Origin of the sequence: Nonomuraea sp. NPDC048882 (genome assembly GCF_040649755.1) — a bacterium.
Taxonomy (GTDB): domain Bacteria; phylum Actinomycetota; class Actinomycetes; order Streptosporangiales; family Streptosporangiaceae; genus Nonomuraea; species Nonomuraea maheshkhaliensis.
This window is the reverse complement of record NZ_JBEZGB010000005.1, coordinates 188,017-212,980: the sequence shown is the minus strand read 5'-3', so window position 1 is coordinate 212,980 and position 24,964 is coordinate 188,017. Positions and strand designations below refer to the sequence as shown.

Below are 24,964 nucleotides of genomic sequence, written 5' to 3'. Positions count from 1 at the left end.
GGAAGCTATGCAGCCAATGTCGCAAAGGTAACGATTTGCCGGGCTGCTGCATGGCGTTATTTGCCAGTCGGACGCCTAGAGTTCGTTCTGTGACTGCGCGCGTGGAGATCAGAGAACGGCTGGATGACCAGGAGATCGACAGAGTGCTCGCCCTGGTGGCGGCGGCGACGGAGACCGACGGCGTCCGCCCGCTCAACGAGCACGTGATGCTCCATCTACGGTACGGCGGCGATGCGCAGGCGCGTTCGCTGCTGGCGTACGCGGATGACACTTTGGTGGGTTATGCCCACGTCGACCCGACCGACGAGGTCGAGGGGCCGAGCGTGGAGCTGGTCATCCATCCCGCCCACCGCCGCCACGGCCACGGCACGCGCGTGCTCCGCACGGTCATGGAGCTGACCGGCGGCAGGCCCCGGCTGTGGGCCCACGGAGACCACGCCGGCGCCGGCGCCCTCGCCGCCGCCTTCGGCTTCGACCGGGTGCGGTCCCTGTGGCAGATGCGGCGTTCCCTGTTCGCGCCGCTGGCCGCGTACACGCTGCCCAAGGGCGTGAGCCTGCGCACCTTCGTGACCGGGCAGGACGAGGAGGCCTGGCTCAAGGTCAACGCGGCCGCCTTCGCCCACCACCCCGAGCAGGGCGCCTGGACGATGGACGACCTGCTGCGGCGCGAGCAGGAGCCCTGGTTCGACCCCGAAGGCTTCTTCCTGGCCTTCAGGGACGAACGCCTCGTCGGCTTCCACTGGACGAAGATCCACGGCTCGTCCGACCACGGCCACGAGCCGCTGGGCGAGGTGTACGTGGTCGGCGTCGACCCCTCCCAGCAGGGCACCGGCCTGGGCAAGATCCTCACCCTGGCCGGGCTGAGCCATTTGCGCTCGCGCGGTCTCGCCCAGGCGATGCTGTACGTGGACGAGACCAACACGGCGGCGATCCGGCTGTACGAGTCCCTCGGCTTCAACCGGTGGGACGTGGACGTGATGTACGCGCCGGCGGAGTGAACTGAACGTGAGTGGACCTGTCACCCTTCCACGATGGCGTGCAGGACGAAGTAGGACAGAGCAGCCACCAGCGCGGCCGCGGGGATCGTCAGGATCCACGCGGTCACGATGTTCCCCGCGACCCCCCACCGCACGGCACTGAGCCGCTTGGTGGCCCCCACGCCCATGATCGCCGAGGTGATCGTGTGCGTGGTGGAGATGGGCGCCCCGAAGCCGATGGCGGCCCCGTACAGGACGGTCGCCGCCGCCGCCTCCGCGGCGAACCCCTGGGGCGGGTCCAGCGCGATGATGCGCCGGCCCAGCGTGCGCATGATGCGCCAGCCGCCCGCGTACGTACCCAGAGAGATCGCCCCCGCGGCGGCGAGGATGACCCACTGCGGGATGCTGTCCGTCGGCTGCGCGAAGCCGCCGACGGTGAGGGCCAGAAAGATGACGCCCATCGTCTTCTGCGCGTCCTGCAGCCCGTGCCCGAGCGCCATGGCGGCGGCCGAGACGGTCTGCGCGTAGCGGAAGCCGCGGTTCGTCTTGCCCGGCTGGCTGTTGCGGAAGATCCAGTAAATTGCGATCATGATCGCCGCGGCGAGGGAGAACCCGATCAGCGGCGAGAGCACCATCGGGATGACGACCTTCTCGACCACACCGTCCCAGTGCACCACGGTGGCCGAGGCCAGCGCGGAGCCCACCAGGCCGCCGATGAGCGCGTGGCTGGAGGAGGAGGGCAGGCCGAAATACCAGGTGATCAGGTTCCACGTGATCGCCCCGATCAGCCCCGCGGCCACGACGACCAGGCCGTGCGAGCCGTCGGGAGCGTCGATGATGCCCTTGCCGACCGTCTGCGCGACCTGGGTGCCCAGGTGGGCGCCGATGAAGTTCATGGCCGCGGCCATGAACAACGCGGCCCTGGGGGTCAGGGCCCGGGTCGAGACGGAGGTGGCGATGGCGTTCGCCGCGTCGTGGAAACCGTTGGTGTAGTCGAAGATCAGGGCTATGACGACCACGCCGATGACGAGGCCGAGCGTGAGGTCCACCGCTGGTCCTAGCTTTCCTTGACCGCGATCGACTCGACGGTGTTGGCCACGTGCTCAAAGGCGTCGGCGGCCTCTTCGAGCGCGTCGACGACCTCCTTCATCTTCATCACCGTGAGGGCGTCGTACTCACCGCTGAACAGCTTGGCCAGCAGCCTCCGGTAGACCTGGTCGCCCTGGTTCTCGAGCCGGTTGACCTCGATCCAGTACTCGTTGAGGTTCTTCATCGAACGCAGGCGCGGCATGGCCTCGGCGGTCAGCTCCGCCGCCCGCTCCAGCACTTCGACCTGCCGGACGACGTCCTTGGGCAGGTGGTCGATCTGGTAGAGCACGATGAGGTCGGAGGCGGCCTCCATCGCGTCCATGACGTCGTCGAGGTTCGAGGCGAGCCGGTAGATGTCCTCGCGATCGAACGGGGTGATGAAGCTCTCGTTGAGCCGGTTCATGATCGCATGGGTGCGTTCGTCACCGGCGTGCTCGCAGGCGCGCATCTTCTCGGCCAGGGCTTCCCGGTCCGAGCCGTCACTGATGATCTCGACCAACAGACGGGATGCCGTGACCAGGTTGTTCGCGGAGTCGGCGAACAGGTCGTAGTAGCTGTCCTCACGTGGCGTGAGACGCAGGCGCACGTCGTTCTCCAGATGTGCGGGGATGGTCCGTGGAAGAGGTTATGGCTAACCAGGCGAAATGCGAACTTCATGTCACCTTCGCCTAATGGCTACCCGGCGTATGTTGTGCGACACCGCGAATCCGCGTAGTTTCCGGGCTTTCTCTGCAGCTCGAACCACTTCGAGAGCCGGTCAGAACACCTCGCGCGCGGGCGATGCCCTGCTCTTGGTCACCTACTTGTTCCGCTGATGTTCACCTGTTGTTCATCTAGTGCGGATCTTCTGATTCAGATCTTTGTCCGATGGAAGTTCCGGTACGACCGGGACGGGGTCGGCCCCCGCTGACCCTGATAGCGCGAACCGTACTTGCTGGACCCGTACGGATGCTCCGACGGGGAGCTGAGCCGGAACACGCACAACTGCCCGATCTTCATCCCCGGCCACAACTTGATCGGCAACGTCGCCACGTTCGACAACTCCAGCGTCACATGCCCGTTGAACCCCGGATCGATGAACCCCGCCGTCGAATGCGTCAGCAACCCCAGCCTCCCCAGCGAACTCTTCCCCTCCAGCCGCGAGGCCAGATCGTCGGGCAGGCTGACGACCTCGTAGGTGGAGGCCAGCACGAACTCCCCCGGATGCAGGATGAAGGGCTCGTCCCCGCTCGGCTCCACCATCCGCGTAAGATCCGGCTGCTCGACCGCGGGGTCGATGTGCGGATATTTATGATTTTCGAAGACCCGGAAGAAACGGTCGAGCCGTACGTCGATGCTGGACGGCTGGATCATCTCCGGGTCGAACGGATCCAGAGCCAGCCGGCCGGAGTCGATCTCGGCAAGGATGTCACGATCAGATAGCAACACGGGGAGCAACTTACCGGTCGGGTGGGGATGGGGTGCGAAGTTGGGTGGGGCTGGGATTGCTGAAGTGCGCCAAGTTTCCGCTAGAGTGGGGGGACGCGCCTTCGGGCCGCACGCGGGTGTAGTTCAATGGTAGAACATCAGCTTCCCAAGCTGACAGCGCGGGTTCGATTCCCGTCACCCGCTCTCATAGGGAAAGCCCAGGTAGACCGATGGATTCGGTGCCTGGGCTTCGTTGTTTCCTTGGGCTGTTGATCTCTGCGTGCCATTAGCGTGCCATTACTGGCCTCTGCCTGGGAAGACGAAGAGGTCGGAGCTCCTCGATGAACGGCAAGGAACTCCGACCTCTTCCAGAGAGTGCTAGACCCGTGTCGCTATCAGGCGTAGCTCTTGAGCCGCCAGGTGACCGCCTTGTTCTGGTACGGCGGCATGACGTTGGTCTTCGCGATGGGCGCAGTGGTCGTCGGCGCGGTCGTGACCTGCCAGACGCCGCTCTCAGGGCACTTCTCACCGGTCTTCGCGGTGGTGCCGATCGGCTGCTTCACTGTGTCTCCTTTGACACGCCAAGGGAGTCTTTCCCCCTTGCCGAGCACTGAGGAGCTTGATCACATCCCGATCAAATGTCGGCCCTGCGCGGCGCAGGTAAACATCCGAATGCTAGGGTCGCTAACTGCCAAGTAAGAGCGGGCCCCGGCTGCAGGCATAGATCAGGCACCAGCCCTGACCGTCTGTGGTCGGGGTTTTCGTGCTCACTCAGAGTCTAGTGGTACGAACCGACACCCGTGGGGCGCCGGAGCCGAACACGCGCTCGCTTTTGTCGGCAGGGGTTGATGACCTGGCTAAAAGCGATCAAGGTCGGGCGTGTCGGGCGTGTCGGAGGGCCGAACTTGCCCTAGGGCTTGACTGTCTGTCATTGCAGCCCGTGTTGATCGAGCCGTCTATCGATCGCATCCGTGATCACCTTGTCGGCCCCTTTGGCGGCGTGCTGATAGATCATCGCGGCGCGGACGTTGTCGTGTCCCATGCGCGCCATGAGATCTTTGAGGCCCGCGCCCGAGTCCGCGGCGATCATGTTCCCCGTGTGGCGGAGATCATGGAAGTGCAGGCCCGGAACGCCGACCGCCCGTACGGCCTCCATCCAGCCGGAAAGCTTGTTGAACCCGCTCCGGCGCATGGGGCCGCCCTTGATACCGGTGAAGATCAGCGATCCGGCTTCGGGCTTCACGTAGAGCCGCAGGTGCTCCTTGAGAGCCGGGATGATTGCTTGCGGGATGCCGACGATGCGCTTACCAGCCTTGGACTTGGGTGGGCCAAGAACTAGCTCGCCTGTGGAGCGTTCCACGTAAGCCAGGCGTACCCGGACCGTACCGGCGTTGAGGTCGAGGTCTGATCGGGTCAGTGCGGTGATCTCGCCCCATCGGAGGCTGGCGAACGTGGCCAGGAGCACGAAAGTCTGGTAGCGGCGATCATGCGTGCAGTCGGCTTGCCCGGTGTCAATCATCCGCCACAGCGCCCGCTCGGCTTCTGCTCGCGTGGGGAATGCCTCTGGGTAGGTCCGCATCTCACCATGCCTCTGGAAGCGGATGCGGTGCCCTTCGCCTCTCTTGAGCCCCCGGATGCTGCCCACTGGGCGGCGCCCAATCCTGTCCGCCAGCTCGAAGACCTGCCCCACGGAGAGGACCGGTCGCTCTTCGGCGTGCTCGTCGCCGGCCCCGCGGATCCTGCACGGGTTGCGGGAGATGATCCCGTCGTCCTCGGCCGCCGTCATGAGCACGGCACGGAGGAGGCGGTACGCCTTGGCCGCCATGCTCACCGAGACGCCCTTGCCGAGCAGATCCGCCCGCCACTGCCGAATCATCGCCGTGGAGAGCTTGCCGAGCGAGACGTTGCCGAGGTACGGCGTGATGTGCTTCTTGAGCAGCCAGCGGTAGAGATCGATTGTCCTCGGTCGAAGCCCAGGGCGCTGGTCGATCCAGGTTGCCGAATAATCGGCGAGCTTGATCTTGGCCCGCTCGGGGTCGGTCCACGTTCCGGCGAGAATGCGCCCCTCGATCAGGGTGAGCGCCCGGTCCGCGTCACCCTTGCGCTCGTAAGTCTCCTCGCCGGTCCTCATACGCCCATCAGGTCCGGGATAGCGGATCTGGAACCGCCCCGAGGGCAGCTTGCGGATGTTGCCGAAACGGCGGTGGTTGTCCTTGTTCGCCATCAGGCGGCCCTCCCAGTTGCGTCGAAGGCCGTCATGGGCGCGACGGTCCCGGCGACGACGAAGGCGATCAGTGCGGACTCTCGGATGCGGACGTGCCGCCCGACCTTTACGAACTCGATCCGGCGTTCGGCGATCAGTCGGCGGACGAAGCGAACCGAGGTGCTGAGCAGTTCGGCCGCTTCCGGGACGGTGAACAGTTGGTCCAAGATCTCCTCCTCTCAGGCGGCCTGTGGAGTTGCCGAAAGTTCTTCGAGGCGTCTCAGGTGAGCACGCCATCGTTGGCGTTCGGCGATGGATCGAAGGAGCCGGACCCCGATCGGAGCGACATCGGGATCGCCTGGCTTGACCGGCTGCCAGACGTAGCGGTGCGGGTCGGTGGGCTCGTCGGCCTGGCCGAGCGCTTCCAGGACCCAGGTACGACGGTCCTGCTTGTGTTCGGCGAGTGTCTTGTTGCTCCACTTGCGGGAGACGAGGACGCGCCGACCGGCGTAGCCGAGGTGTTCGGGCTTGTGGGCCTTAGACCTGCACCGGCCAGGGACCATGCCCGGCTTGGCGTTCTTGGGCTGCACGCCGTACCGGAGCCAGTTCGGGCAGGTCGGCGAGCACGGCTCGTAGCGGAGGGCATCGACGAAGCGGGCCGCGTGCTCCCGCTGAGCTTGGCCGTCCAAGGTCTCGCCGAGGCTCTTCGTCAGGTACTTGGACAGGTACCGGATGCACTGGTCAGCGTCCGACGACCCGGCGAGTACGCCCTTGACGTCCACCTGGTCACCGAAGCGGATGACGTGCATGGGCTCGTCGCTGAGCTGGTCGAGAGCTTCGTCCCAGGTGGGCAGGACCTCGCCCGTGTCAGGGTCCACGTAGCCGATGCCGTCGTTCCAGACGGGCAGGTGGTCACCCTCGAAGTGGGTTTCATCCGCCTGAGGCCACCAGACCTGGTGATAGGTCGCCGCTGCGATCTGCTTCATCTCGGCGCGCGGCAAGGTGCCCCGGACGGCCATGTGCAGATGCGGAGCGAGCCGTTTCTGAGGCTCCACCGTGGCGAAGTACTGCACGTCGTAGCCAGCGACGCGGCGAAGGTTCTGCACGAACCGGTCCACGAGCTTGGAGAAGTGCAGCGCGTCACGGGCCGCCCGAACGTAGTCGTACGTGTCCGGATCGATGGGAGTGCCGTTCATGACCTTGCCGTAGCTCGGCAGGGTGAGCGTGACGAACAGAGAAGGCCGGTAGATCTTGCCGTCCGCCGCCTCGAAGGTTCGCCCCAGAGTCGTGCTGGCCATCTTTCGCTTGGGCAGGTCGGGCGCGTCCTGGCGGCGCTTGGTGGAGCGGACGCGCTTGGACCCTGTACGACCGAGCACGTTGCCGCGCATCCCGGCCTCGTTGATCTCGATGTCGAGCCCGGTGAGCATGGCGTCCAAGTCGGAGGTGTCGCCGCCGGCCTTTTCCTCCTCGTCGCGCTTGGCCTGCATGTCGGCCCGGAACTCGACGAGCCAGCGCTGCCCATCGGTCGGTTCGTCGGGCGTGATGATCGGCTCCTCGTCGAGGTGCCAGCCCTCGCGGCACTGCGCCATCCGGAGCTGCCGGTTGCGCTTGGCGCACGGAGGGCACTTGCTCTCCAGCGGTGAGCCGCACGGGACATCGATGACCTCTGACTTGCCGGTCGTCATGTCGAGCCGCTTGAGCGCCACGGGCCGGATGCAGACGCCGTGAAGCTTGGCGATCTCCTCGGCCACGTCGCGGGCGAGCGGTTGAGCCATGCGGACAGCGCGCGGAGTCTTGCGGTCGTTCAACGGACCTCCTCTTCGATCTCGGGAAACGTGAGCGCGGTCTGTCCGCACTCAGAGCACTCGACCAGGCCGCGCACCGTGTCGAGCCAGAGGACATTCAGCGCACGGCACGAAGCGCAGCGGAGGCCGTCAAGGAAGTGAGCCAGGGTCATCGGACCTCACCGACCATCGCGCGGATGTCGTCGTCGGAGACGTACGCGGCCCGGACACGGATCGGATCGGGACTGGTCTCCAGCCGCACATATCCGACGCCCGCGCCCCGCTCCGGACGAGAAGAGATGCGATCGGCCAGCGCGCCGCGATCCCTCGCCCCGTCACCGAGCACCATGTCCACCTGCTCCGACTCGTCGAGCCGCAGAGCGATCTTGTCCGGGAAGAGGTTGCGGATGTTCATGACCTCCTTGCGAGGGTCCTGGAGCGCCGCCAGGACGCCGACGCCGACCGCGCGTCCTTGAGTGGTCAGCGTGGCCAAGGCAGCGGAGATCCGTTGCTTGAGCTGTCTGTCGGCCTGGTAAGCGGTCAGGAACGCCACCTCATCGACCACGACCAGGACGAAGGGGTCGTCGAGGGTAGGCGTGTGTGATCGCTGGACTCCGGCGAAGCGAGCCGCACGCTTCTGCATGACGCTCACGGCCTCGTCGAGCAGGTCAGCGCAGTCAGCGGGATCGGCCGCGTACCGACCGCCGAAGAGCGCCTTGCCGTACGACAGCTCCATGAGCTTCGGATCGAGCGCCCAAACCTCCGCCAGGCCCGCATGCATCGCAGGCATGAGCCCACGAATCGCTGACCAGATGATCGAGCCCTTGCCCGCCCCGGTGGCACCGGCGACGATGACCTGAGTCCCGTGCAGCCGGAGAAACCAAGGCGAGCCGTCCTCTTGCCTGCCGATCTCGACCGGCCCGACGGTCGGCGTATCGGGAATAGGAAGCGCTGCTATCGGTGTCGCCAGCGGATCGTGACGCGGGAAGGTCAGCCCGAGCTGACCGGCCTTGACCACTGAGATGCGGCACGTCTCCGATCCGAAGCCATGGGACAGGTTCTCGATCCTGTCGGACCAGTCCTTGACCGCTTGGCCGTCGAGCATGCGAACGGTGAGCCTGTCGGCCCAGGAGTCGGAGGTGACCTTGACCAGCCGCGGAATGTACTCCCGTCCGCGTATGTGCCGAGCGAGACCAGCGACGGTCATGACCGGCTGCCAGTGCCGCCGATAGATCCAGAACCAGCGGACGAAAGCGAGCAGCCGCCAGCCGATCCACCGCGCGAACGTCGGCCTGTCGAGGATTGCCCAGGCGCCCATGGCCACGAGAGCCGGAACGACGAGCAGCAGCGCGACGCGCCAGCCGTACACGAGGCAGAGCCCAGCAGGAACGGCGATGGCCGCCAACGCGATGGGATGCCGCCAGATCAGCCGGAAGAGGCCGGCTACGAACCGGGCGATGAAGATGACCAGAGTGATGATGGCCGGGGTCTGCACCACAGCCGGTTTGAAGACCACCGCCGTGTCAGGGGTGGTGGAGACGATGCGGTGCGGCTCGTCGCCGGGCATCCTCTTGAACATTAGGGTGAAGTCCTTCCTTGCATGTCGCGTGTGTGCGGAAGACCGAGGGGCCGCCGGAAGTTGCCGCTTCCTGCGGCCCCGCTGAGCATCAGGCCGCCTCGCTGTCGGTGGCCTTGTCTGACTGGCCGGAGTGCAGTCGTTCGCAATCGGCCAGGTACTGGGCAGCGGCGTTGAAGATCTCGCGAGCAACGGTCAGGTCGTCGTCGGTCACCGGCCCTGCGGTCGAGACGGTCACCGAGGCGTCCGAGGCGTTCAGGTCGAAGCAGGGCTTGCCGTTCTCCCCGAGCCAGGCGCGTGCCCGCAGCTCCACCGAGCAGAAGGCGACACTGAACCGCGACGGCTGATCGGGCCGCATGGAGACGGTGACGTAGGTGTATGGGCTGAGCGTCATCGACCCGCCACCCCCAGCCCGTTCGGCAGGCCGTGGAACATGCGCTCCACCGCGCCCGCGAACATGGCGGCCTCCCGCGCCAGACTCCGAGCGAACTCGACGTCGTCGAGGGTGACGTGATCGTTGGCCGATGTGGTGACGAGCACCTGGGTGCCGCCGAAGACGAGCCCCAGGACCGGCGACCGCTGCGGATACGGATGGTTCCGCACATCAGCGCCCTGGCCGACCTTGAGATTGATCGTGCTGACCGGACGAGCCTTCTGCCGCCCCATTACGCCGCGTCCTTGGCAGCGGCCGTCGCCTTACTGGCCGGACGAGGAGCACGCATCTCGCGAACCTTGATCGAGTACGCCAGCCTCCCGGCCTGGTTGACGTACGGCGTTGCGGTCATGTGGTCGAACTCGACCGGCGTGAACGGTAGCCCGGCCATCGGAGCCGGAGGAACCGGCTGCACCGGGCTGAGGATCTTGACGGAGACGGTCTTCTGAGCCGCCTTGAGCGTGGGGTCGGCGTCCATGACGCTGACCTGCCAGACGAGCTCTGCACTCTGCTTGTCGCGGGTCTGGACGAAGCGCCCGTTGGTCGAGGCGTCGAAGTCCTTGACGGGCTCGACCTCGCCCACGATGTAGCAGCCGTGCGGGAAGACCATGTCGAACGTGACGGGGATGGGACCTTGCAGTGCCATGAAGCCTGCTCCTAGCTTGTCGTCTTGTCGCTAACTCGTCTTGTCGAGTTGTCATGAAGGTACCCGCAGGTCAGAGACTTGACAACACGAGTTAGCGGGATTTCTTCAAGATCTTTTGCGAGCTAGGAAAAACCCACCCATAAGCTATGCGGCAAATAGGGTCTTTTCATGGAATGGAAAGAAAATCGCTAAGGCGAGGAATTTCCTGACTTGGGCCGATTGTCGTGAATGATTGCGCTGTAGAACAGGCCCCGAACTAGAGCGAGTAGGAGTCTTCCAACTCGTGCAGGTCTCCGGGCAGCACTAGGTCCACAACAAGCACGGGCCGCCCTCCACCGTTGAACACGCTGGCCAGCACTCCGAGAACGGGCGCACTCTTGCGAATCTCCATGAGCTTGGCTTCGTCTGTTGAAGGGTGCCTGGCGCTCAGTCGTTCGACGACGTGTTGCAGCTTGAGACCCTTGCTCGCTCGGAGATGTTCCCTGATGCCGGCGGTGAGAGGCTGCGCCTCGCCGAGCTGCGTTCCCTCGGCCTGATGCACCGGACACCACACGGTGAACAGGTCCGTCGGTCGCTCATCATCGCGAAAGAGAACACGGCGACGTACGACCGTGGATCCCTCCGGCACGTCCAACAGCTTGGCCACTGCCGCACTGGCTGCCAATGATCCGGCGTCGATGACCGTGCTGTTCTCGTCGGCTTCCACACGATCCAGGACAGCGCGTCCCGGACGGGGATTCTGGCTGGATGCGCCCGGCGGGGCAGCCTTCACGAAGGATCCCTTGCCGTGTTCCCGCTCGATGACTCCACGGAGCTGGAGAACTTGGAGGGCGCGGACGACAGTCGGACGGCTCACCTTGAAGTCTCGAACAAGCTGCGTCTCGGAGGGCAGCAGAGAGCCAGGCGGATAGGTCCCGTCCGCGATCTTCTGCCTGATCGTCTGCACGATCTGGGCGTACTTCGGTGGCGCGAACTCTTCAGAGGACATGACGACCATCCAACAACTCGACTTGTCGTAAAGCCTAGTTCGAGTTGGACAGCCTGTCTCCCCTCAGCTACAGGAAGCGTACGAGCTGGTGGAGGAAACCATCTGACTGCGCAACAGACAGCCCCTCCACCAGCACCAAGACGCGACGGAATGGCACCCCTGTACTCGCCAACCGCCGCGCCCGCCTATCGAGCCTCACCATTGAGGAGAGCAATCCAGACGTCTTGCGCCTTCTTGGACTGCCAGCGATACGTCTCGTCAACCTGCTGCACCACCCCATCGAGACGCGTAGTCCGACGGATATAGGCAAGACCACCCTCGCGACACCGTTCGTAAACCGTGTCCTCGCACTCGCAGGTGTACTCGATCACGCGCGGTGGACCCTGCTCGCGGACGACCTCCCGCCAGATCAGGCGCATGTGGTTCGGCCGAGGCGGACCAACATGAGGCGCAAAACAGCCGACGTAAATGTTCACAGCAGCGCACCCGCCCGTCCGGTCCCGTTGCACCGCCAGCAGTCATCGCGGTGGCGGTCATCGGGACCGACATCGCCCGAGCTGTTCTCGGCCACCACCACGGCCCGGCGGAGGCTGATGTATTTCCAGCCCCGCCCTGAGCAGGAGTTACACGGCGCAGTCATGCAATGAGGATTGCCCGAGGATCTGTCACGTCTCGATCGCGCACGAGTACCGTCTGTGATCGACTCGTCTCTGTTCGTCTCCTCTTTGTCTCGTCCGAGCCCGTCTCTGTCGCTAACCTGGGCCTATATGGCACCCCAGCCCGAGGCGCGGATCATGACTGACCAGCCGATCCTGTTGAAGACTCTCCTGACGCAACGCCACTGGCAGACCTACAGCACGTTCTGTAAGGAGTACGACAAGGCGGCCAAGAAGGTGGACCCGTCATTGCAGGGAGGTTGGCCGAGCCGGGCGCAGCTCCACCGGTGGCTGAACGGGGAGCTCAAGGGCTTGCCGTACTCAGGCCACTGCCGCGTCTTGGAAGCGATGTTCCCGGGCAGGTCGGCACATGAGCTGTTCACCGCGACCGCCGTCGAGATCCCCGCACAGAGAACAGACCCAGAGCCAGTCAGAAGGGCCGGCCCCGACATCGCAGCCTGCGCCATGCCGCAGATAGCCGATGTGACCGCTGTCTTCAGTAGCCGCTCGGCCTTCTCCTCCGCTTACCCGGCATCGTTGATGTTCGGCGATGCGAAGGAGATCAACGCAGCAGGCCTGTCGCTCAACATCCTCTGCCAGAGCTACCCCGATCACCAGCTCAAGCGTCTGCTGGACTCCGGCACGCGCATCCGCTGCCTCTTCCTCGACCCGAAGGGCCAGGCGATTCGCGCCCGTGAAGCAGAAGAGGGCTACACCGACAGCACCCTGACAACCCTCACAGCGCTCAACATCAGCATGCTGACCAGGCTGCGCGATCGGCTCGACACCACGTCGGCCCAGCGCCTTGAACTCCACGTCTACGACGAGACGATCCGATTCAATCTGATCATCGTGGACCGGGCGTTGTGCGTGGTCCAGCCGTACCTGCCGGAGGCACGCGGAGTCGATTCACCTACGTTTGTGATCACAGACAACACCGCTGCAGAGGGGTTGTTCCCCATCTTCGACCAGGTGTTCAGGGATATGTGGGAGCGGAGCAAACCCGTATGACCATCGACGCCCGGACTCTTCTCCCCATCGCTGAGCGTGCCGTGTCGATGGCCAGCGAAATCATTCGTACCAAGGCTCCCGGCGTCATCACGGCCAAGGGTGACCGGGACATGGCGACGGAGGTGGACTACGCCGTAGAGCATGCCGTGCGGGAGTTTTTGTCCCGCGAGACGCCTGAGATCGGATTCCTTGGCGAGGAGGAAGGTGTCAGCCATCTGGGCGACGGCCTCATGTGGGCGCTGGACCCCGTGGATGGAACGGCCAACTTCCTGCACGGCATCCCACTCTGCGGTGTCTCTCTCGGCTTGGTCGATAAGGACACGCCCACACTCGGAGTGATCGACCTGCCGTTTCTCAACCTTCGCTACTCGGCGGCGGAAGGTGCCGGCGCTGTCGTCAACGGCTGCGCAATCCGGGTAAGCGATGCCCGCGAGTTGCAGACCGCAATCGTGGCGATCGGTGACTACGCCGTGGGGGAGAACGCCAGCGAGCGTAACCGGCCACGGCTCGCCCTGACCCAAGAACTCGCCGCTCGCGTTCAGCGCATCCGGATGTTCGGCTCAGCTGCAATCGATCTCGCCTGGGTGGCGGACGGCAAAATCGACGCCAATATCATGCTCAGCAACAACCCCTGGGACACCGCAGCGGGCGTCATCATCGCCCGAGAGGCGGGAGCCACCGTGGTGGACTTGGACGGCAGTTCACATAACATGGCTGCCCACGCCACTATCGCAGCGAGTCCACAACTCGTGGCTGATCTCGTTGAGATTGTCGCCGAAGCTAGACTATCCAGCGATAGTAGATCTCGTTCGAAGACAGAAGAGTTGCGCTAAACCCGCTACCTATTCTGCGCATCCAAAATCACCTCGGTTGCAAGAAGGCGTATCAACTGCACATCGGGAGCAAGAGACTCTGCTTCATCGCTCCTGGGAAGCAGGACACGTTCATTAGCGAAGCGGGGGTCGTCCTTTGCGTGAACAATTCTATTGCGTATCTTGTAGACTCGGCTGGCGATCTGATCCAGGATATCTCTATTTGGATTATCGGAATTCAGTGCCTCTACCCCCTTGATCGGTCCCTTCTTTGAGAAGTGATCTCTCATGCCTTCTTGTTGCAGGAAACTGATCACCCGATCTCGGCGGACACACTCGGTGATCAGTGTGTTGAAGTGAGCGGCCTCATCGGGCCGCACGGCTGCCTCGGTAACTGTCAAGAGGCGCATCAACGCCTCATCGCGAGATTTGTCGAAAAGCGGATCGCTAAGCTCCTTGCGCATTTGGCGGATTGCGCTTCTTCGGGCCGCCATTGGAACGTAGTACTCTAGGCTCTGATAATAAGACAGAAACGCGAGCGGCAGGTTGCCCAATGCAGAGCTGGCGAAGTTAAATAGAGATGCAACCTCAGTGCGAACTGACACCTCTGGGAAGCGCGCAGCCGGGATCGGGTCGGAGGAGCGCATTCGCGACGCACGCGAAGAAGGAACCTCTCGTCGCTCGACGTTTAGCACCAGACTGTTGCGTACATCTAGTTCATAAAGTAGTGATTGGAGAAGGTCTTCAATTTGCTGAATAAGTTCTTCGCTGCTCAACGATCCCTGGAGGTCAAACTTGATACTTCCGTAGAACCGATCCAATTGAGACCCGACGCGGGGATGATATATTGCGCCCAGCGGTGAGATATTTGAAATCTCAATGCAAGTCCGCCCATCTGGCGCTGTTAGATGTACGCGTGGACTTTCTGCAATCTCGCGCACCGTGATGTCATATCGACACATCATTGCAGGCACCATATCTTCAGGTGCCCTATGTGGGCAGGATGAATTGGAGTCCGCAGTGAGTCTCGATATCCTGCTCCCGATCCAATCTGGACGACCGAAATTGTTAGTTACCAGAAGTTCAGCAACGCCCCTCTTTGGTGATATGTAGCCCAGGTAGATAGGGTGCTCTCGCACCTCCCAAGATACTTGTCGCTCGAGAATAGAAACCACGCTGCGCGGAAATCTCAGCTCGCGTCGAATCATGCGTCCAATTCTCGGTCCCTGAACTGAGATGCTATCCAAAGATGCAAGTGTAAATTCAAACCCTAGAGCCTTGAGGGCAGATGCGACCCCACTTTCGGTTTCGGTCAGATCGTTCTGTAGGTCGGGTCGAGTTGCGTTCGTTGTGGCGTCTTCGATCTCCCCGTCATCATCGCTCAGCAGGCGAGGCATCTCTTCTGTCATAAGGCTCCAATCATCAAGTACTAAATATCACATAACGTAAGCATGGTCGGCGGTGATACCGGTTCGTTGCTGAATTGTTCTTGTGAGTATCAAGGGCGGCGCTCCGCGCCGCCACGCGGCCCGCTCGCGGCCACACGCTGCGCGTGCGGCCTGGGGGCCGTTCTCGCGCGCGCCCGCGCTCGGGCCGCGCAAGAGTGTCAGAGCGACCGGGAGACCCAATGGACAAGCCGCCCGAAGCTGACTCGCGATACGATGCCATTCGACGAATGATGCGAAGCCGTGGAACAAAACATGGAGTGATTGCCGACATTCGATGCCCCAAGGACGGCCGCCGCCTGGCTGCGTTGCTTCAGCTACACGACGGGTTCTGGCTGTGGCACGTTGGCATCCGATTCTCTCGCTCGCTTAGCCGGTACGAGGCCGAAGCCCAGTTCAGTGACGCGTATGACGGCTACGTTTCAGAGGCCGACAGAGCGGCGATCCGTGAGGCTGGACTCGAAATTTTACCCGAGGGCGAACGCCTGGATCTCATGGATGAGGTCATGCATGTCATCATTCAGAGCGACGAGCCCATCCAGAGTTACAGGCTGCCCAACTGGACCATTGGGGGCCTTCCCAGCATCGCAACCGGCACGTGTCGATGCCATCGCACGTACCTTCTGGAGCTCTTCGAGCTGATACGCGCCGCCGCTGCCAAGGTCGAGGGCGTAGGCGCTCGCTCGACGGTCCATGTCCGTCCGAGGGCGATTGAACGGTTCCCCTTTCATCGATCGGACGAAGTCTGATGATCTGCTAGTCTGCAGCAAAACCACAGAGCTCGTGCGTGACACGCCACCTCCGCGAGATGAGCACCGCGGATGGCCCCCTGGGGGATGCGTGTTCGCCATGTCCTCGTCTGTCGCAACCGTGATCGTCTGCGCGCTGCTGATGTTCCTTATCATGGCTCTCGTGGCGCTCAGAAATGCACCGCCAGAGCAGCGAGTTCCCATCCTGAACGCTCTGGCCCGGCTTGCGCGCGCAATCTTTCGTGGCCGTTAAGGCGGCCTCCGGCAGGGGCACTCCGGCTCCGGGATGATCACCGCTTGAGCCTGAGGTTCGTAGGTGGCTGAGGTGGAAGCCTGATCATCCCGCCCGCCATCGACCCGGGACAAGCCGAGCAGACCAGGGCCACGGGTACCAGATCGTTCGTCCGGTAGGGCGCTCCATCTGGTACCCGTGGCCCTGGCCCGCTTCCCCTTCGGGCGGGTCGACGGCAGACGGGATGATCAGGCGGGCGGGGTACGCGCGTCGCGCGAGAAACACCAGGTCGCGGGGCGATCGTCGTGCCATTAGCGTGCCATTAAGGGCGGTAACGAGGGGTCAACCACGGTCACTCACGACCGGCCTCAGACCCAGGTCAACGCCCCTACAAGGCAAGATCCCTGCAATTCCCAAGCTGACAGCGCGGGTTCGATTCCCGTCACCCGCTCCAACCGCTTCCGGGGCCTCACTGCATGGCCTTCCACGTGGAGCGCTCCGCGCCCTGGTGTTCCAGACCGCGCCTCCCAGGGGGCTCCGCCCCCTTCGACCCCCTGAAAACCCCGCTCGCTTCGCTCGCCTTCGGGCCCGCCCATTGCCTGGTTACGCGGTGGGCTGGCTGATGCTCGCCCCGAACAAGCCTCGCTGACGCACGGATTGTCCCTTCCGGGTCTAGCCACCGGGTCGTTGCAAGATTGCCGCCCCTCCTCCCCTGGGCCGGCTGTCGATCTCGACGACGGATCACACAGCACGCCTCCGCCAGGCGTTCCAGCATGGGAATGGTCGGTATGGTCCGCCTGCCTCGAAGCGTGCCAATGCCGGCTACTTCAGCCCAGTGCGCTCCGCCAGTTCAGCCGCGCCGCACGGACCGAACTCTCCGACCGGGATTGTCGCGCCGCCGCACAGATGCATCTCGTCACGGCGTAAGCACCACACGCGCTTGGGACGATCGCCGGTCCACGCAGCGTTCCTCACCGCAGCTCTATGGAGAAAGTCGAAGGGGTGTCCCACCCCGCAGCTTCCGCGACAATCACCACGTGATTGATCACTACCGCAGTCTGTTCAGCCGGCAGCAGCGGTTTGAGGACGCCCTCTGTTGGACTGTGGTGCAACCCCTCGATGAAGAGATCACGGTGGACGATCTCCTGCGGTGGCTGAACGGAGGCCGTGATCCCGAGAAACGCACCATGGCGTATCCCGGAGAGGAGGCCGGTGAAGAGGACTTGCCTGTGCTCTTCGTCTACGAAGGTGAAGGAGCCTGGGGTTTCCTCGAGTTCTCCTACGGCTTCGCGACACCCGATCACATCCTCACCGAACTCAGCAAGGAGTCACGCGTGTGGATGACGACCTGGCACTTCAACGGGGGATACACGATGCTCCACGCAGCCGACGGCAAGATCCGGGCACGGATGCGGAACTTCATCTTCGCCGAGCACACCTGCCAAGAAGGTGATTTGAGTGTCCTGGCCGAGTTCCGTTCCATGCTCAAGGGCCTAGACACGGAGGATTACCGCGGCAAACGCAGCGCAGCGTTCGCCTTCATCGAGTCGTCCACTGGCATGGGTATCGAAGCCGAATGGCTGGACGTGGAAGAGGCACCCGTCTACATCCTTGACAACTGGAACGAGGTCTGAACCGCGGTGCTCGACTCCAGCGCTGGTCAACGCCAAGCCCACGCTTCCGGCGTGGGCACTCCGTCTCCGGGATGATCGCCGTGCGGAGTGCTTGGGCCCTTTTAATTCGCATGTTGAAGATCCGCTGACTTCCAAGACACCTTCGTCGCGCCAGTGCCCCGACGCGCTGCCATACGGCTCACCAAGCAGGTACGAGGGCGGGCTTGCCAGCGGATCACCACGAGTATCGGTGGCTCACGCGGGCACTGGCAAGTGCGTGCCCGCTGCGTGCCCGTTCGGGGAGCGACCAGCGGGGAGTCGCGGGGACTCACGGTCACTCGACCGGTATATGTCCACGTCAGCGTTTCCCCTGTTCAGAGGTCATGATTTCGAAGGGGTTCCAAGCTGACAGCGCGGGTTCGATCCAGTCACCTGCTCCAATCGCTTCCGAGCCTCACTGCATGACCTTCCACATGGGGCGCTTCGCGCCTTGGTGTTTCAGACCGTGCCTCCCAAGGAGCTCCGCCCCCTTCAACTCCCGGCCTGCTCGCTTCGCTGCCCGTTGCCTGGTTACACGATGGGCTGGCTGATGCCCGTTCCGAACAAGCCTCGCTGACGCTCGGATTGCCCCTTTCGGGCCTTCCCGCCGGGTCGCCACAAGATTGCCACCCCAACGACCCTGGGCCGACTGTCGATCTCGACGACGGATCACACAGCATGGCCGTTCGCACGACCATCGGAGCAAGTCCCAAGCGCATGCCTGACCCTGTGGAACGCGTTTCAGCTCGGGAAACAGGCGCCGTGTCCTTGGCAGCGGTCGTCGCCTGCGCCTCCGGCCGGAGGGAGGCTGGCGACTGGAGACAAATAGCTCCGCAGAGGTCTCAACGGCGTGTCGCCTTTGCCGCCCGTTGCGTGACTACGCGGTGACCCCTGTGCTCGCGCCGAAGAATGAACGCCTCTGTATCTGATCGTTTCTTGCGTTGTTCTCGATCCTCCACGCAGCTGGCGACGCAGCGCCATGCAGCCAGGTTGTAGCTGCTGGCGCTGCTTCGAGTTCAGCCGGCCTCACGCAGCGGTTGGAACTCGACGCTGAGTCGCATCTCCAGAGCCTCTGCCAGACGTTCCAGCATGGGGATGGTCGGCATAGTCCCGCCCGCCTCGAAGCGTGCCACTGCTGGCTGCTTCAGCCCGGTGCGCTCCGCCAGCTCAACTTGTGTCAGCCCAAGCTGCTCGCGCCGCAGCCTGACAGCTTCACCCAGCTCGAACCGGATCTTAGCCGCCTCATAGGCCGCTCCAGCGCCGGGGCGACTCATGATTTCGGACTTCCTGTCGGCCCAAGTCCTGCGCTCGCTCACTCCGCTCACTCCTCATCAGTGGTGTGCGCCTCAGTGATACACCGCTGTAAGGCCCGCCACGCACGACCGATCTCAGCGCTCTCCCGCATTCGCTGTTTGCGGAACACTGTCAGCATCACGATTCTCCGCCCCGGGGCAACCCAGTAGGTGATTCGCACCGTTTCTCGCTGGAGGTGAAACCGCAGCTCCCGCAGCTTGCCGCAGCGTTGACGGGTGTAGGGCTCGTCGAGCAGGACACCACGCGCGGCCAGTAGGTCGATGTAGAACGCCGCTGTTTCCTGATCTTCCTGATCAAGCGTGTCGAACCACTCATCAACCTCTGGCTCCAGTTCCACCTCACCCCAGTTCATAACACGGACGTTATAGTGCGGGCAAGAGTTCGGTCTTGGAGACATGAAATTGCCCTGTTAAGTGCCGCATGGGGTGGCGGGCAACGTACATACGGCCGCCAATGTCCCACTCACCCTGGCCCGCTTCCGCTTTGAGAGGGCTGGCAGCAGACGGGATGATCAGCCGGGCGAGGCGTACGCATCGCCCGGGAAATAGCAGATCGCTGGCTGATCGCCAGGTCATCAGCCAGCCATTGACCGGGTGGCGAGGGGGCGATCACGGTCACCCGGGGGCCTCGGGCTGTGAGGGATGAGCATGGCGTCGATGGCGTACTTGTGCCCGTCCAGGCCGGCATTGGACAAGAGCTTGGCGGCGCGGCGAGCGATTGGTTCAGTGATCGGCACGCTGACGAGGCGGGATAGCGTCCACTTCAGGCCTGCCGGTTGACGTGAGGGTGGACTACCTCGACGAGAGCGGCGGCAGAGGTGATGACACCCAGGTCGTCAGCGCGGGCGAGGACAAGGCAAGTGGTGACCGTACAGTCGCTCGACCGGCGTATGCCCAGGTCGGCGTTTCCCCTGGGCGGTGGCTACGATCTTGAAAGAGCTCCCAAGCCGACAGCGCGGGTTCGATTTCCGTCACCAGCTCTCACCCTGAACGCTCAGGCGGGCCGATGGATTCGCCACCTGAAGTTACCTAGGGTTGTTGATCTCTGCGTGCCAATAGGAGGAGAGAGGTGTCCGGTGCACGAGCACTGCTGTGAGTTGATGGCTCGTCAGGTCACTTGGGAGTGCGATCGGCATCCGGATGTGTCCGACTGCCCAGATGCGCTGGTCAAGTTCGATGAGCGGTTCGTCGAGTACGGCTTACTCGTCCACGACGGTGGCAATTCCTTCATCGGCATCTCCTTCTGTCCCTGGTGCGGGACACGGCTGCCGGAATCCCAGCGGAACCGGTGGTTCGAAGAGCTGGAGGCGCTTGGGATCGACCCAGGGGACGATGCGATTCCGATCGAATATCGCGATGGACGCTGGCTGCAATCCTGATCTTGTTGAACCCGTTCCTGCGCATCGCGCCGCCCTTGATGGAACGCTTCGGCTCTGAGCTTCACGCAAAGGCGCAGGCGTTCTCTCAGAGCTGGGACGATCGCCTGGTTGAAACAGCTCAAAGAAGGAAGGTCATGGCCCGCTCGGCCACAACCGGCGCCGTTTTTCCATGCGGGCCGAAATGGTTGAGGCCGTTCAGGGTTTCGAGCGTGGCGTTGGCGAGGGTGTCGCGAAGAGCCTCGAACTCGGCTCTGCCGGCGCGCGCGGTACGGCTCCCGCAAAGGAGCAGCACCGAAGCGTTGACGGCCGCGAATTCGGCGAGCCTGCCCTGCTGAGCCGCAATCTGCTCGTGCTCGGCCACATTGGCCTGCAAGAGGGGCCGCATCCGCTGCCAGCTCGGCCCGCGAAAGCCGATGCGCAACGCAAAACGCAGATACCAGTACGGGAGCTTGGTCATGAAGGCCGGTGCCCCACCGGACCCCCGGATGAAGTGAACGAACGCGCCATAGGGGTCGCCTGCGGCCAGCCGTTCCCGGTAAGGGGACATCCAGCCGGTGGGGACGGGAACGACGGGCACTCCGGGCTCGTAGACGACGATGCGATCGAACACCTGGGACGACCGTGCGGTCTCGAGGATGACGAGGCCGCCGTAGCTGTGACCGAACGCCAACCGGGCTCCGGTCTTCGCCTGGACCGCAAGAAGATCTTCTACTTCCTTCCCTAAGTCGTACTGGGGTCCTTGAGGGCCGCTGGCCCCACGCCCGCGCCGCTCGACGAGGTGCACCGTAAAGGACCGGGCCAGTGCGGAGGCCAGCGGCAGGTAGTCCTCCGAGGTGCGCAGGGCGCCGCCGAGCACAATGAGGTCCGGTCCGGTGCCCATCGTCTGGTAGCCGATCGGTGTGCCGTCAGCTGATGAGACGGTGTTCTGGTGGGCCGGCGGAGTTTGAATGCTCTGATTCATTCGGTTCTCTCCCGTTCTGCGCGGTCGAAGGTGGCCAGCAGTCGCGCGGTGTGCTCGGCGTACTCGGCGTACGGCACACCGCTGTGTGCGACGAGTGCGGCCATCCGCTCTTCGAAGCCCTGCTGGACCGACGCCACCAGTTGCTTTCCTTTGTCCGTGAGGCTCAACTGCCGGCGGTGCCCTCCGGCCGGGTCGGGCTGGACCTCGAGAAGTCCCTCGGTGGCGAGGATGGCGGTCATGCGGCTCACCGACGGTTCGGTCACACCGAGAGAGTCGGCAAGGGCTCGTTGCGTCGAGGCGCCCAGTTCTCCCACGAGGGTCAGCGCCAGAAAGCGGCTGTACGAGATGTTGTGCTCCGCCCGCAGGATGCGATCAGCCGCCCGGTCCAGGAGGGCAGTGAGCACGTGCAGGTTGAAGCTCAGCTTTCGTTCCACACTTGCAATTTAGCATCCTAACTTAGGAAGGCAAGTTAGTGCTTGGGTCGGTTCTCTCTCAGGTGGTGACCGTGAGTCGCAGGCTGCCGACATCGGCACGCACGGCCAACTTGGGGGTGGTGCAGGAGCTTGATCGCCTCGCCACTATCGACCCGGGGCGGGCCGAGCAGATCAGGGTCGGCTTCTCCATTCGGATGGGTCGACGATGACGGGGTGATCAGGAAGGGGGAGAACGTGCGAGTTCGCAGCCCGAAGACTGTCGCTACCGCCTGCTACTTTCTCGGTTCATGGATCAGAAGGCATGGACGATCGACGATCACTTACAAGACAAGCCCGACGCATCGGTAGCCCTGTACCACGAGTTCATCAGGCTGGTTGAGGCGTGCGGACCGTTTACGTACGCGGTGTCCAAGGGCATGATCACCGTCAAAGGGACGCGTCGCGGATTCGCCGGAGTAAAGCCAGACGCGCGAGGGCTTCGAGGGTACTTCGACATCCAGCGCACGATCAGTGACGATGCTCGCATCACCGGTGTGTCTCCGTACACGAAGCGGCTGTTCGTTCATGCTTTCCGAATCGCTGATCTCACCGAGCTTGATGAGGAATTCGCTGGCTGGCTTCGCGAGGCGTACGAAGTGGGTCAAGGCGGACACCTGGGAACGCCGCGAGAAGGTTAGGCCCGACACGAGGTGTGAGGTCCTGGTCGTTCTCTGGTCCTGAGTATGCCGCGATGGTGGAGGAGGCTCGCCTGAGTCGGGTGGGTGCGCGGACGGAGTCTCCGTTCCCAGGCTGTCTCATGAGAAGTTGCGCTGATGGGCAAGATCGAGACGTAGGAGTTGATGGTGGCCAGGAAGTCGCAGCAGGAACCGCCACCCAGTGACGCTGAGACTGCCGAACATATGCGGAGCCTGGCTGAACTCTTCGTGGAGCACACACGCGAAGACGGATACTCCTTCGACTGGGACCTCGCGTTCATTCACCATCTTGACAATTACTGTGCCGAGTTCGTCGCGTCGAAGCCACCTCCCGAGGTCATTCACGGCGTGATCATGGGTGCGGGGGCTTATCTGGGCGAGATGATCGTTCGGAACGGCGACTGGAAATGGGTTTACTGCACGGAGGAGAAGGCCGCTGCGGTGGAGAGCCCCGACGAACTTCGCGGCTATCCGCACAATAAAGTCGCCAAGCGGATCCACAACGGGAGCGAGCATAACCTTGAGGCGTTCTTCAAGTACGCCATGACCGGCGAGGCGCCGCACGGGACAGTCGCTCGTGTCAGCAAGCCTTCGTTGGGAAAACGGCTGAGGCTGAGGTCGAGAGCCTGATCGCCGTGCCATCGTTGGTATCAAAGCGACGGTTCCGCGGTCGCGCCCGTGCGGTCCTTTCCATGCGAGGGTGTCGCCTGGGGGTCGGTTTCGTGCAGGAGTCGCGCGGGCTGAGGTGCAGGAGTCGCTTCTGCGGCGTGGCGGCCGCGGCCTCGCGGCAGGCGGATCAGGTGCAGTACGAAGGCCACCGTCTCGTGCAACGCGGTGGCGACGACTGCGGCCGCGATCGCAACCAGTGCGACAACACGAGGGACGCGGCTCACTTAGAACTCCAGTAGTTGGCTGCTGAGCTTTGTGAGGAAGGGCGGTGGAGGTACGTCTGCCGGGCGGATGCTGTAGCCAGGGAATCCGCCCCATGCGAGCGACAGGCGCAGGTAGCCAAGCAGCGAAATGGGCGCCCATTCGCATTCGAGTTGCGGGTCGGGGTGCGCGGCCGGGAGATTGACGTACTGGTCGCCCCCGCTGAAGTTCTCTTTGGCTGCTCTGTCCGGTGCGATGCTGAAGTTGAAGCCGCTGGCGTGAAAGGCGCACGGTTCCTCTTCCCCTGGATCCGTACACGCACATCCCAGGTCGAGGTCTCCCACCACTGAGCTGAGCTGGTCCCAGAGCATTTGGCCAGAGTGGAGAACCAAAGGGTCGGGGCCGACATCGCAGGACTCGTGGAGAGGCGTGTGGTAACGAACGTGCGGCAGCAGTGAGCCGCCGTCGCCGCACAAGTCGACGGAGCCGACGATCGTCAGACAGGCGCGCACGGACAGGGGGAGGGGGCCGATGACCGTTTCGGCCTTGGCGATTGCTTCGAGATCGGTTGTCGTGGGGGACTGCCGGGCGGTGTCGGGAGAGGCGAAGGCGTAGTTCGCGGACGAAAGGCGATCGACCAGCACATCGAGGTTGGTCGCAACTCGGTGCATGGTCTCGAATGCCACCTCTTCGGCATCCTCCCGAAGGTTCTCGGGCACGCCGGCGGCCCCATGGGCGCTTATTTCATTCCACACGGCGACGTGCTCGCCTGACCGATAGCGGCTTGTCCATGAGGCCACGGGGATCATGGTAGATCGGGTGCCGAGTGGAGGGGGCGGCGGACGCCTGCGGGTTGAGGGTGTGGGGTGGGTCAGGTGTCGGTGGTGCACCGTAGGAGGCTCGATCTCGGTGGTGGTGGTGTCGTCGTCGGCGACGAGTGGGTGCCTTCGGGTACCGCCAATGTGGCGCCGTGATCAACAAGTCGCCTGGATTACCGTTTCTGATCGTCTTCTCGGTCGCGGTCTTCCTCCTGTTGATATGGGCCAGCCATCCCTCCTGGTACGGGCCCGAGACGTTCAAGCTCGGGATCCCCATCGGATTCGCCTTGTTTCTCTATTGGACCATTCGGATCACGTCGGCCGACCACAAAGCGAAGGCGCCGGTCGGTTCGCTCCGCAGTGCGCTCGTGCCGTGGTACGTCGCTATCGGTGTCGTGATCGTCCTCGTTGCCAATGCGCCGTTCTGGATCCGCTATGCCGATGACGCGTCGTTCGACGGTGCGGTCTGCGCCCTCGTGTTCCACCACATCAGGAATCGGGAGCAGTTGCTGGGCGAACTGCGCCGTGTTCTGCGACCGGGTGGATGGCTCCTGGTATCAACCAGCCACCCCACAGCCGACTGGCGTCATTTCGGAGGGTCGTACTTCAGTCGCGACTGGAGTGACCTGGTTCTCGCCGGTGGCGAGCATTCGATTCACTACCAGCGCACGCCGTTGGAGAGCTTTATGAGTGAGCTCCTGGGCGCCGGGTTCGTGCTGGAGCAACTGGTCGAGCCGCGGCCCGCGCCCGCCTTGCGGGAGGTCGACGAAGCCAGGTATGACAAGCTCCGCCGAACCCCGTCCTTTCTTGCCGTGAGATTGCGGCGTCCCTGAT

The 24,964-nt window shown here is 63.6% G+C and carries 27 protein-coding genes and 1 tRNA gene; 10 read left to right on the top strand and 18 right to left on the bottom strand.

The window, feature by feature from the left end; genetic code table 11:
- Positions 1 to 89 precede the first annotated feature (89 nt).
- Positions 90 to 998, top strand: a complete 909-nt coding sequence (gene mshD / locus AB0C27_RS19645; protein WP_357845849.1) for a mycothiol synthase — start codon at positions 90 to 92, stop codon at positions 996 to 998.
- Between the two features lie 20 nt (positions 999 to 1,018).
- Here mshD and AB0C27_RS19640 read toward each other — a convergent pair whose 3' ends face one another.
- The 3 genes from AB0C27_RS19640 to dcd all read right to left on the bottom strand — a co-directional run bounded on the left by AB0C27_RS19640 (position 1,019) and on the right by dcd (position 3,494).
- Positions 1,019 to 2,026 carry an inorganic phosphate transporter gene (locus AB0C27_RS19640; protein WP_357845847.1) on the bottom strand — a complete coding sequence of 336 codons (1,008 nt, stop codon included), beginning with the start codon at positions 2,024 to 2,026 and terminating at the stop codon, positions 1,019 to 1,021.
- A gap of 8 nt (positions 2,027 to 2,034) precedes the next feature.
- Entirely contained in the window at positions 2,035 to 2,652 is a 618-nt protein-coding gene (locus AB0C27_RS19635; protein WP_106243913.1) for a DUF47 family protein, read from the bottom strand.
- 266 nt (positions 2,653 to 2,918) lie between these two features.
- Complete coding sequence (dcd, locus tag AB0C27_RS19630) at positions 2,919 to 3,494, bottom strand: dCTP deaminase (RefSeq protein ID WP_357845845.1); 576 nt, start codon at positions 3,492 to 3,494, stop codon at positions 2,919 to 2,921.
- 112 nt (positions 3,495 to 3,606) lie between these two features.
- Between dcd and AB0C27_RS19625 the strand changes: the two genes are divergently transcribed.
- Positions 3,607 to 3,677 (top strand) — tRNA-Gly (locus tag AB0C27_RS19625).
- A 191-nt stretch (positions 3,678 to 3,868) separates the two neighbouring features.
- Here the strand turns inward: AB0C27_RS19625 and AB0C27_RS19620 are convergent.
- From AB0C27_RS19620 to AB0C27_RS19580, 9 genes are all read right to left on the bottom strand, one after another.
- Entirely contained in the window at positions 3,869 to 4,036 is a 168-nt protein-coding gene (locus tag AB0C27_RS19620; protein WP_357845844.1) for a hypothetical protein, read from the bottom strand.
- A gap of 365 nt (positions 4,037 to 4,401) precedes the next feature.
- Entirely contained in the window at positions 4,402 to 5,697 is a 1,296-nt protein-coding gene (locus tag AB0C27_RS19615) for a site-specific integrase (RefSeq protein WP_357845842.1), read from the bottom strand.
- On the bottom strand, positions 5,697 to 5,903 hold the full coding sequence (locus tag AB0C27_RS19610; protein WP_357845840.1) for a helix-turn-helix domain-containing protein: 207 nt from the start codon (positions 5,901 to 5,903) through the stop codon (positions 5,697 to 5,699). The genes AB0C27_RS19615 and AB0C27_RS19610 overlap by 1 nt, the downstream gene beginning before the upstream one ends.
- A gap of 12 nt (positions 5,904 to 5,915) precedes the next feature.
- Positions 5,916 to 7,451, bottom strand: a complete 1,536-nt coding sequence (locus AB0C27_RS19605) for a replication initiator (RefSeq protein WP_357846638.1) — start codon at positions 7,449 to 7,451, stop codon at positions 5,916 to 5,918.
- 178 nt (positions 7,452 to 7,629) lie between these two features.
- Positions 7,630 to 9,027: a cell division protein FtsK gene (locus AB0C27_RS19600; protein WP_357845838.1), complete on the bottom strand. Its 1,398-nt coding sequence runs from the start codon at positions 9,025 to 9,027 to the stop codon at positions 7,630 to 7,632.
- Positions 9,028 to 9,127: 100 nt separating this feature from the next.
- Entirely contained in the window at positions 9,128 to 9,430 is a 303-nt protein-coding gene (locus AB0C27_RS19595) for a hypothetical protein (protein ID WP_357845836.1), read from the bottom strand.
- Positions 9,427 to 9,702, bottom strand: coding sequence for a hypothetical protein (locus AB0C27_RS19590; RefSeq protein WP_357845834.1), 276 nt, complete (start codon positions 9,700 to 9,702; stop codon positions 9,427 to 9,429). Before AB0C27_RS19590 ends, AB0C27_RS19595 begins: the two co-directional genes overlap by 4 nt.
- A complete protein-coding gene (locus AB0C27_RS19585; protein ID WP_357845832.1) occupies positions 9,702 to 10,115 on the bottom strand; it encodes a plasmid replication, integration and excision activator in 414 nt (137 codons plus the stop codon). The genes AB0C27_RS19590 and AB0C27_RS19585 overlap by 1 nt, the downstream gene beginning before the upstream one ends.
- Positions 10,116 to 10,371: 256 nt before the next feature.
- Positions 10,372 to 11,103: a GntR family transcriptional regulator gene (locus AB0C27_RS19580; protein ID WP_357845830.1), complete on the bottom strand. Its 732-nt coding sequence runs from the start codon at positions 11,101 to 11,103 to the stop codon at positions 10,372 to 10,374.
- Between the two features lie 794 nt (positions 11,104 to 11,897).
- Between AB0C27_RS19580 and AB0C27_RS19575 the strand changes: the two genes are divergently transcribed.
- Together AB0C27_RS19575 and AB0C27_RS19570 are read left to right on the top strand one after the other, a co-directional pair.
- Positions 11,898 to 12,770 (top strand): DUF5919 domain-containing protein, encoded by an 873-nt coding sequence (locus AB0C27_RS19575; protein WP_357845828.1) that lies wholly within the window; start codon positions 11,898 to 11,900, stop codon positions 12,768 to 12,770.
- Positions 12,767 to 13,603 carry an inositol monophosphatase family protein gene (locus tag AB0C27_RS19570; RefSeq protein ID WP_357845826.1) on the top strand — a complete coding sequence of 279 codons (837 nt, stop codon included), beginning with the start codon at positions 12,767 to 12,769 and terminating at the stop codon, positions 13,601 to 13,603. Before AB0C27_RS19575 ends, AB0C27_RS19570 begins: the two co-directional genes overlap by 4 nt.
- 5 nt (positions 13,604 to 13,608) lie before the next feature.
- Here the strand turns inward: AB0C27_RS19570 and AB0C27_RS19565 are convergent, their stop codons facing one another.
- Positions 13,609 to 14,991 carry a hypothetical protein gene (locus tag AB0C27_RS19565; protein ID WP_357845824.1) on the bottom strand — a complete coding sequence of 461 codons (1,383 nt, stop codon included), beginning with the start codon at positions 14,989 to 14,991 and terminating at the stop codon, positions 13,609 to 13,611.
- 218 nt (positions 14,992 to 15,209) lie between these two features.
- Between AB0C27_RS19565 and AB0C27_RS19560 the strand changes: the two genes are divergently transcribed.
- Both AB0C27_RS19560 and AB0C27_RS19555 read left to right on the top strand, forming a co-directional pair.
- Positions 15,210 to 15,776, top strand: a complete 567-nt coding sequence (locus AB0C27_RS19560) for a hypothetical protein (protein ID WP_357845822.1) — start codon at positions 15,210 to 15,212, stop codon at positions 15,774 to 15,776.
- A 1,269-nt stretch (positions 15,777 to 17,045) separates the two neighbouring features.
- Entirely contained in the window at positions 17,046 to 17,642 is a 597-nt protein-coding gene (locus AB0C27_RS19555; RefSeq protein WP_357845820.1) for a hypothetical protein, read from the top strand.
- Positions 17,643 to 18,676: 1,034 nt separating this feature from the next.
- Here AB0C27_RS19555 and AB0C27_RS19550 read toward each other — a convergent pair.
- Both AB0C27_RS19550 and AB0C27_RS19545 read right to left on the bottom strand, forming a co-directional pair.
- Entirely contained in the window at positions 18,677 to 18,976 is a 300-nt protein-coding gene (locus tag AB0C27_RS19550) for a helix-turn-helix transcriptional regulator (RefSeq protein ID WP_357845817.1), read from the bottom strand.
- Between the two features lie 5 nt (positions 18,977 to 18,981).
- Positions 18,982 to 19,326 carry a type II toxin-antitoxin system RelE/ParE family toxin gene (locus AB0C27_RS19545; protein WP_357845815.1) on the bottom strand — a complete coding sequence of 115 codons (345 nt, stop codon included), beginning with the start codon at positions 19,324 to 19,326 and terminating at the stop codon, positions 18,982 to 18,984.
- A gap of 723 nt (positions 19,327 to 20,049) precedes the next feature.
- On the opposite strand from AB0C27_RS19545, the gene AB0C27_RS19540 reads away from it, so the two are divergent.
- Positions 20,050 to 20,352, top strand: coding sequence for a hypothetical protein (locus AB0C27_RS19540; RefSeq protein ID WP_357845812.1), 303 nt, complete (start codon positions 20,050 to 20,052; stop codon positions 20,350 to 20,352).
- 118 nt (positions 20,353 to 20,470) lie between these two features.
- On the opposite strand, the gene AB0C27_RS19535 is transcribed toward AB0C27_RS19540, so the two are convergent.
- Both AB0C27_RS19535 and AB0C27_RS19530 read right to left on the bottom strand, forming a co-directional pair.
- Positions 20,471 to 21,313, bottom strand: a complete 843-nt coding sequence (locus AB0C27_RS19535; RefSeq protein WP_357845809.1) for an alpha/beta hydrolase — start codon at positions 21,311 to 21,313, stop codon at positions 20,471 to 20,473.
- Positions 21,310 to 21,747 (bottom strand): MarR family transcriptional regulator, encoded by a 438-nt coding sequence (locus tag AB0C27_RS19530; RefSeq protein ID WP_357845806.1) that lies wholly within the window; start codon positions 21,745 to 21,747, stop codon positions 21,310 to 21,312. Before AB0C27_RS19530 ends, AB0C27_RS19535 begins: the two co-directional genes overlap by 4 nt.
- A 287-nt stretch (positions 21,748 to 22,034) precedes the next feature.
- On the opposite strand from AB0C27_RS19530, the gene AB0C27_RS19525 reads away from it, so the two are divergent.
- Both AB0C27_RS19525 and AB0C27_RS19520 read left to right on the top strand, forming a co-directional pair.
- Entirely contained in the window at positions 22,035 to 22,424 is a 390-nt protein-coding gene (locus AB0C27_RS19525; protein ID WP_357845803.1) for a DUF5655 domain-containing protein, read from the top strand.
- A 162-nt stretch (positions 22,425 to 22,586) separates the two neighbouring features.
- Positions 22,587 to 23,072 carry a hypothetical protein gene (locus AB0C27_RS19520; RefSeq protein ID WP_357845800.1) on the top strand — a complete coding sequence of 162 codons (486 nt, stop codon included), beginning with the start codon at positions 22,587 to 22,589 and terminating at the stop codon, positions 23,070 to 23,072.
- 263 nt (positions 23,073 to 23,335) lie between these two features.
- Here the strand turns inward: AB0C27_RS19520 and AB0C27_RS19515 are convergent, their stop codons facing one another.
- Positions 23,336 to 24,112: a hypothetical protein gene (locus tag AB0C27_RS19515; protein WP_357845797.1), complete on the bottom strand. Its 777-nt coding sequence runs from the start codon at positions 24,110 to 24,112 to the stop codon at positions 23,336 to 23,338.
- Positions 24,113 to 24,282: 170 nt separating this feature from the next.
- Here AB0C27_RS19515 and AB0C27_RS19510 point away from each other — a divergent pair, with 170 nt between their 5' ends.
- Positions 24,283 to 24,963 (top strand): class I SAM-dependent methyltransferase, encoded by a 681-nt coding sequence (locus AB0C27_RS19510; RefSeq protein WP_357845794.1) that lies wholly within the window; start codon positions 24,283 to 24,285, stop codon positions 24,961 to 24,963.
- Position 24,964 lies beyond the last annotated feature (1 nt).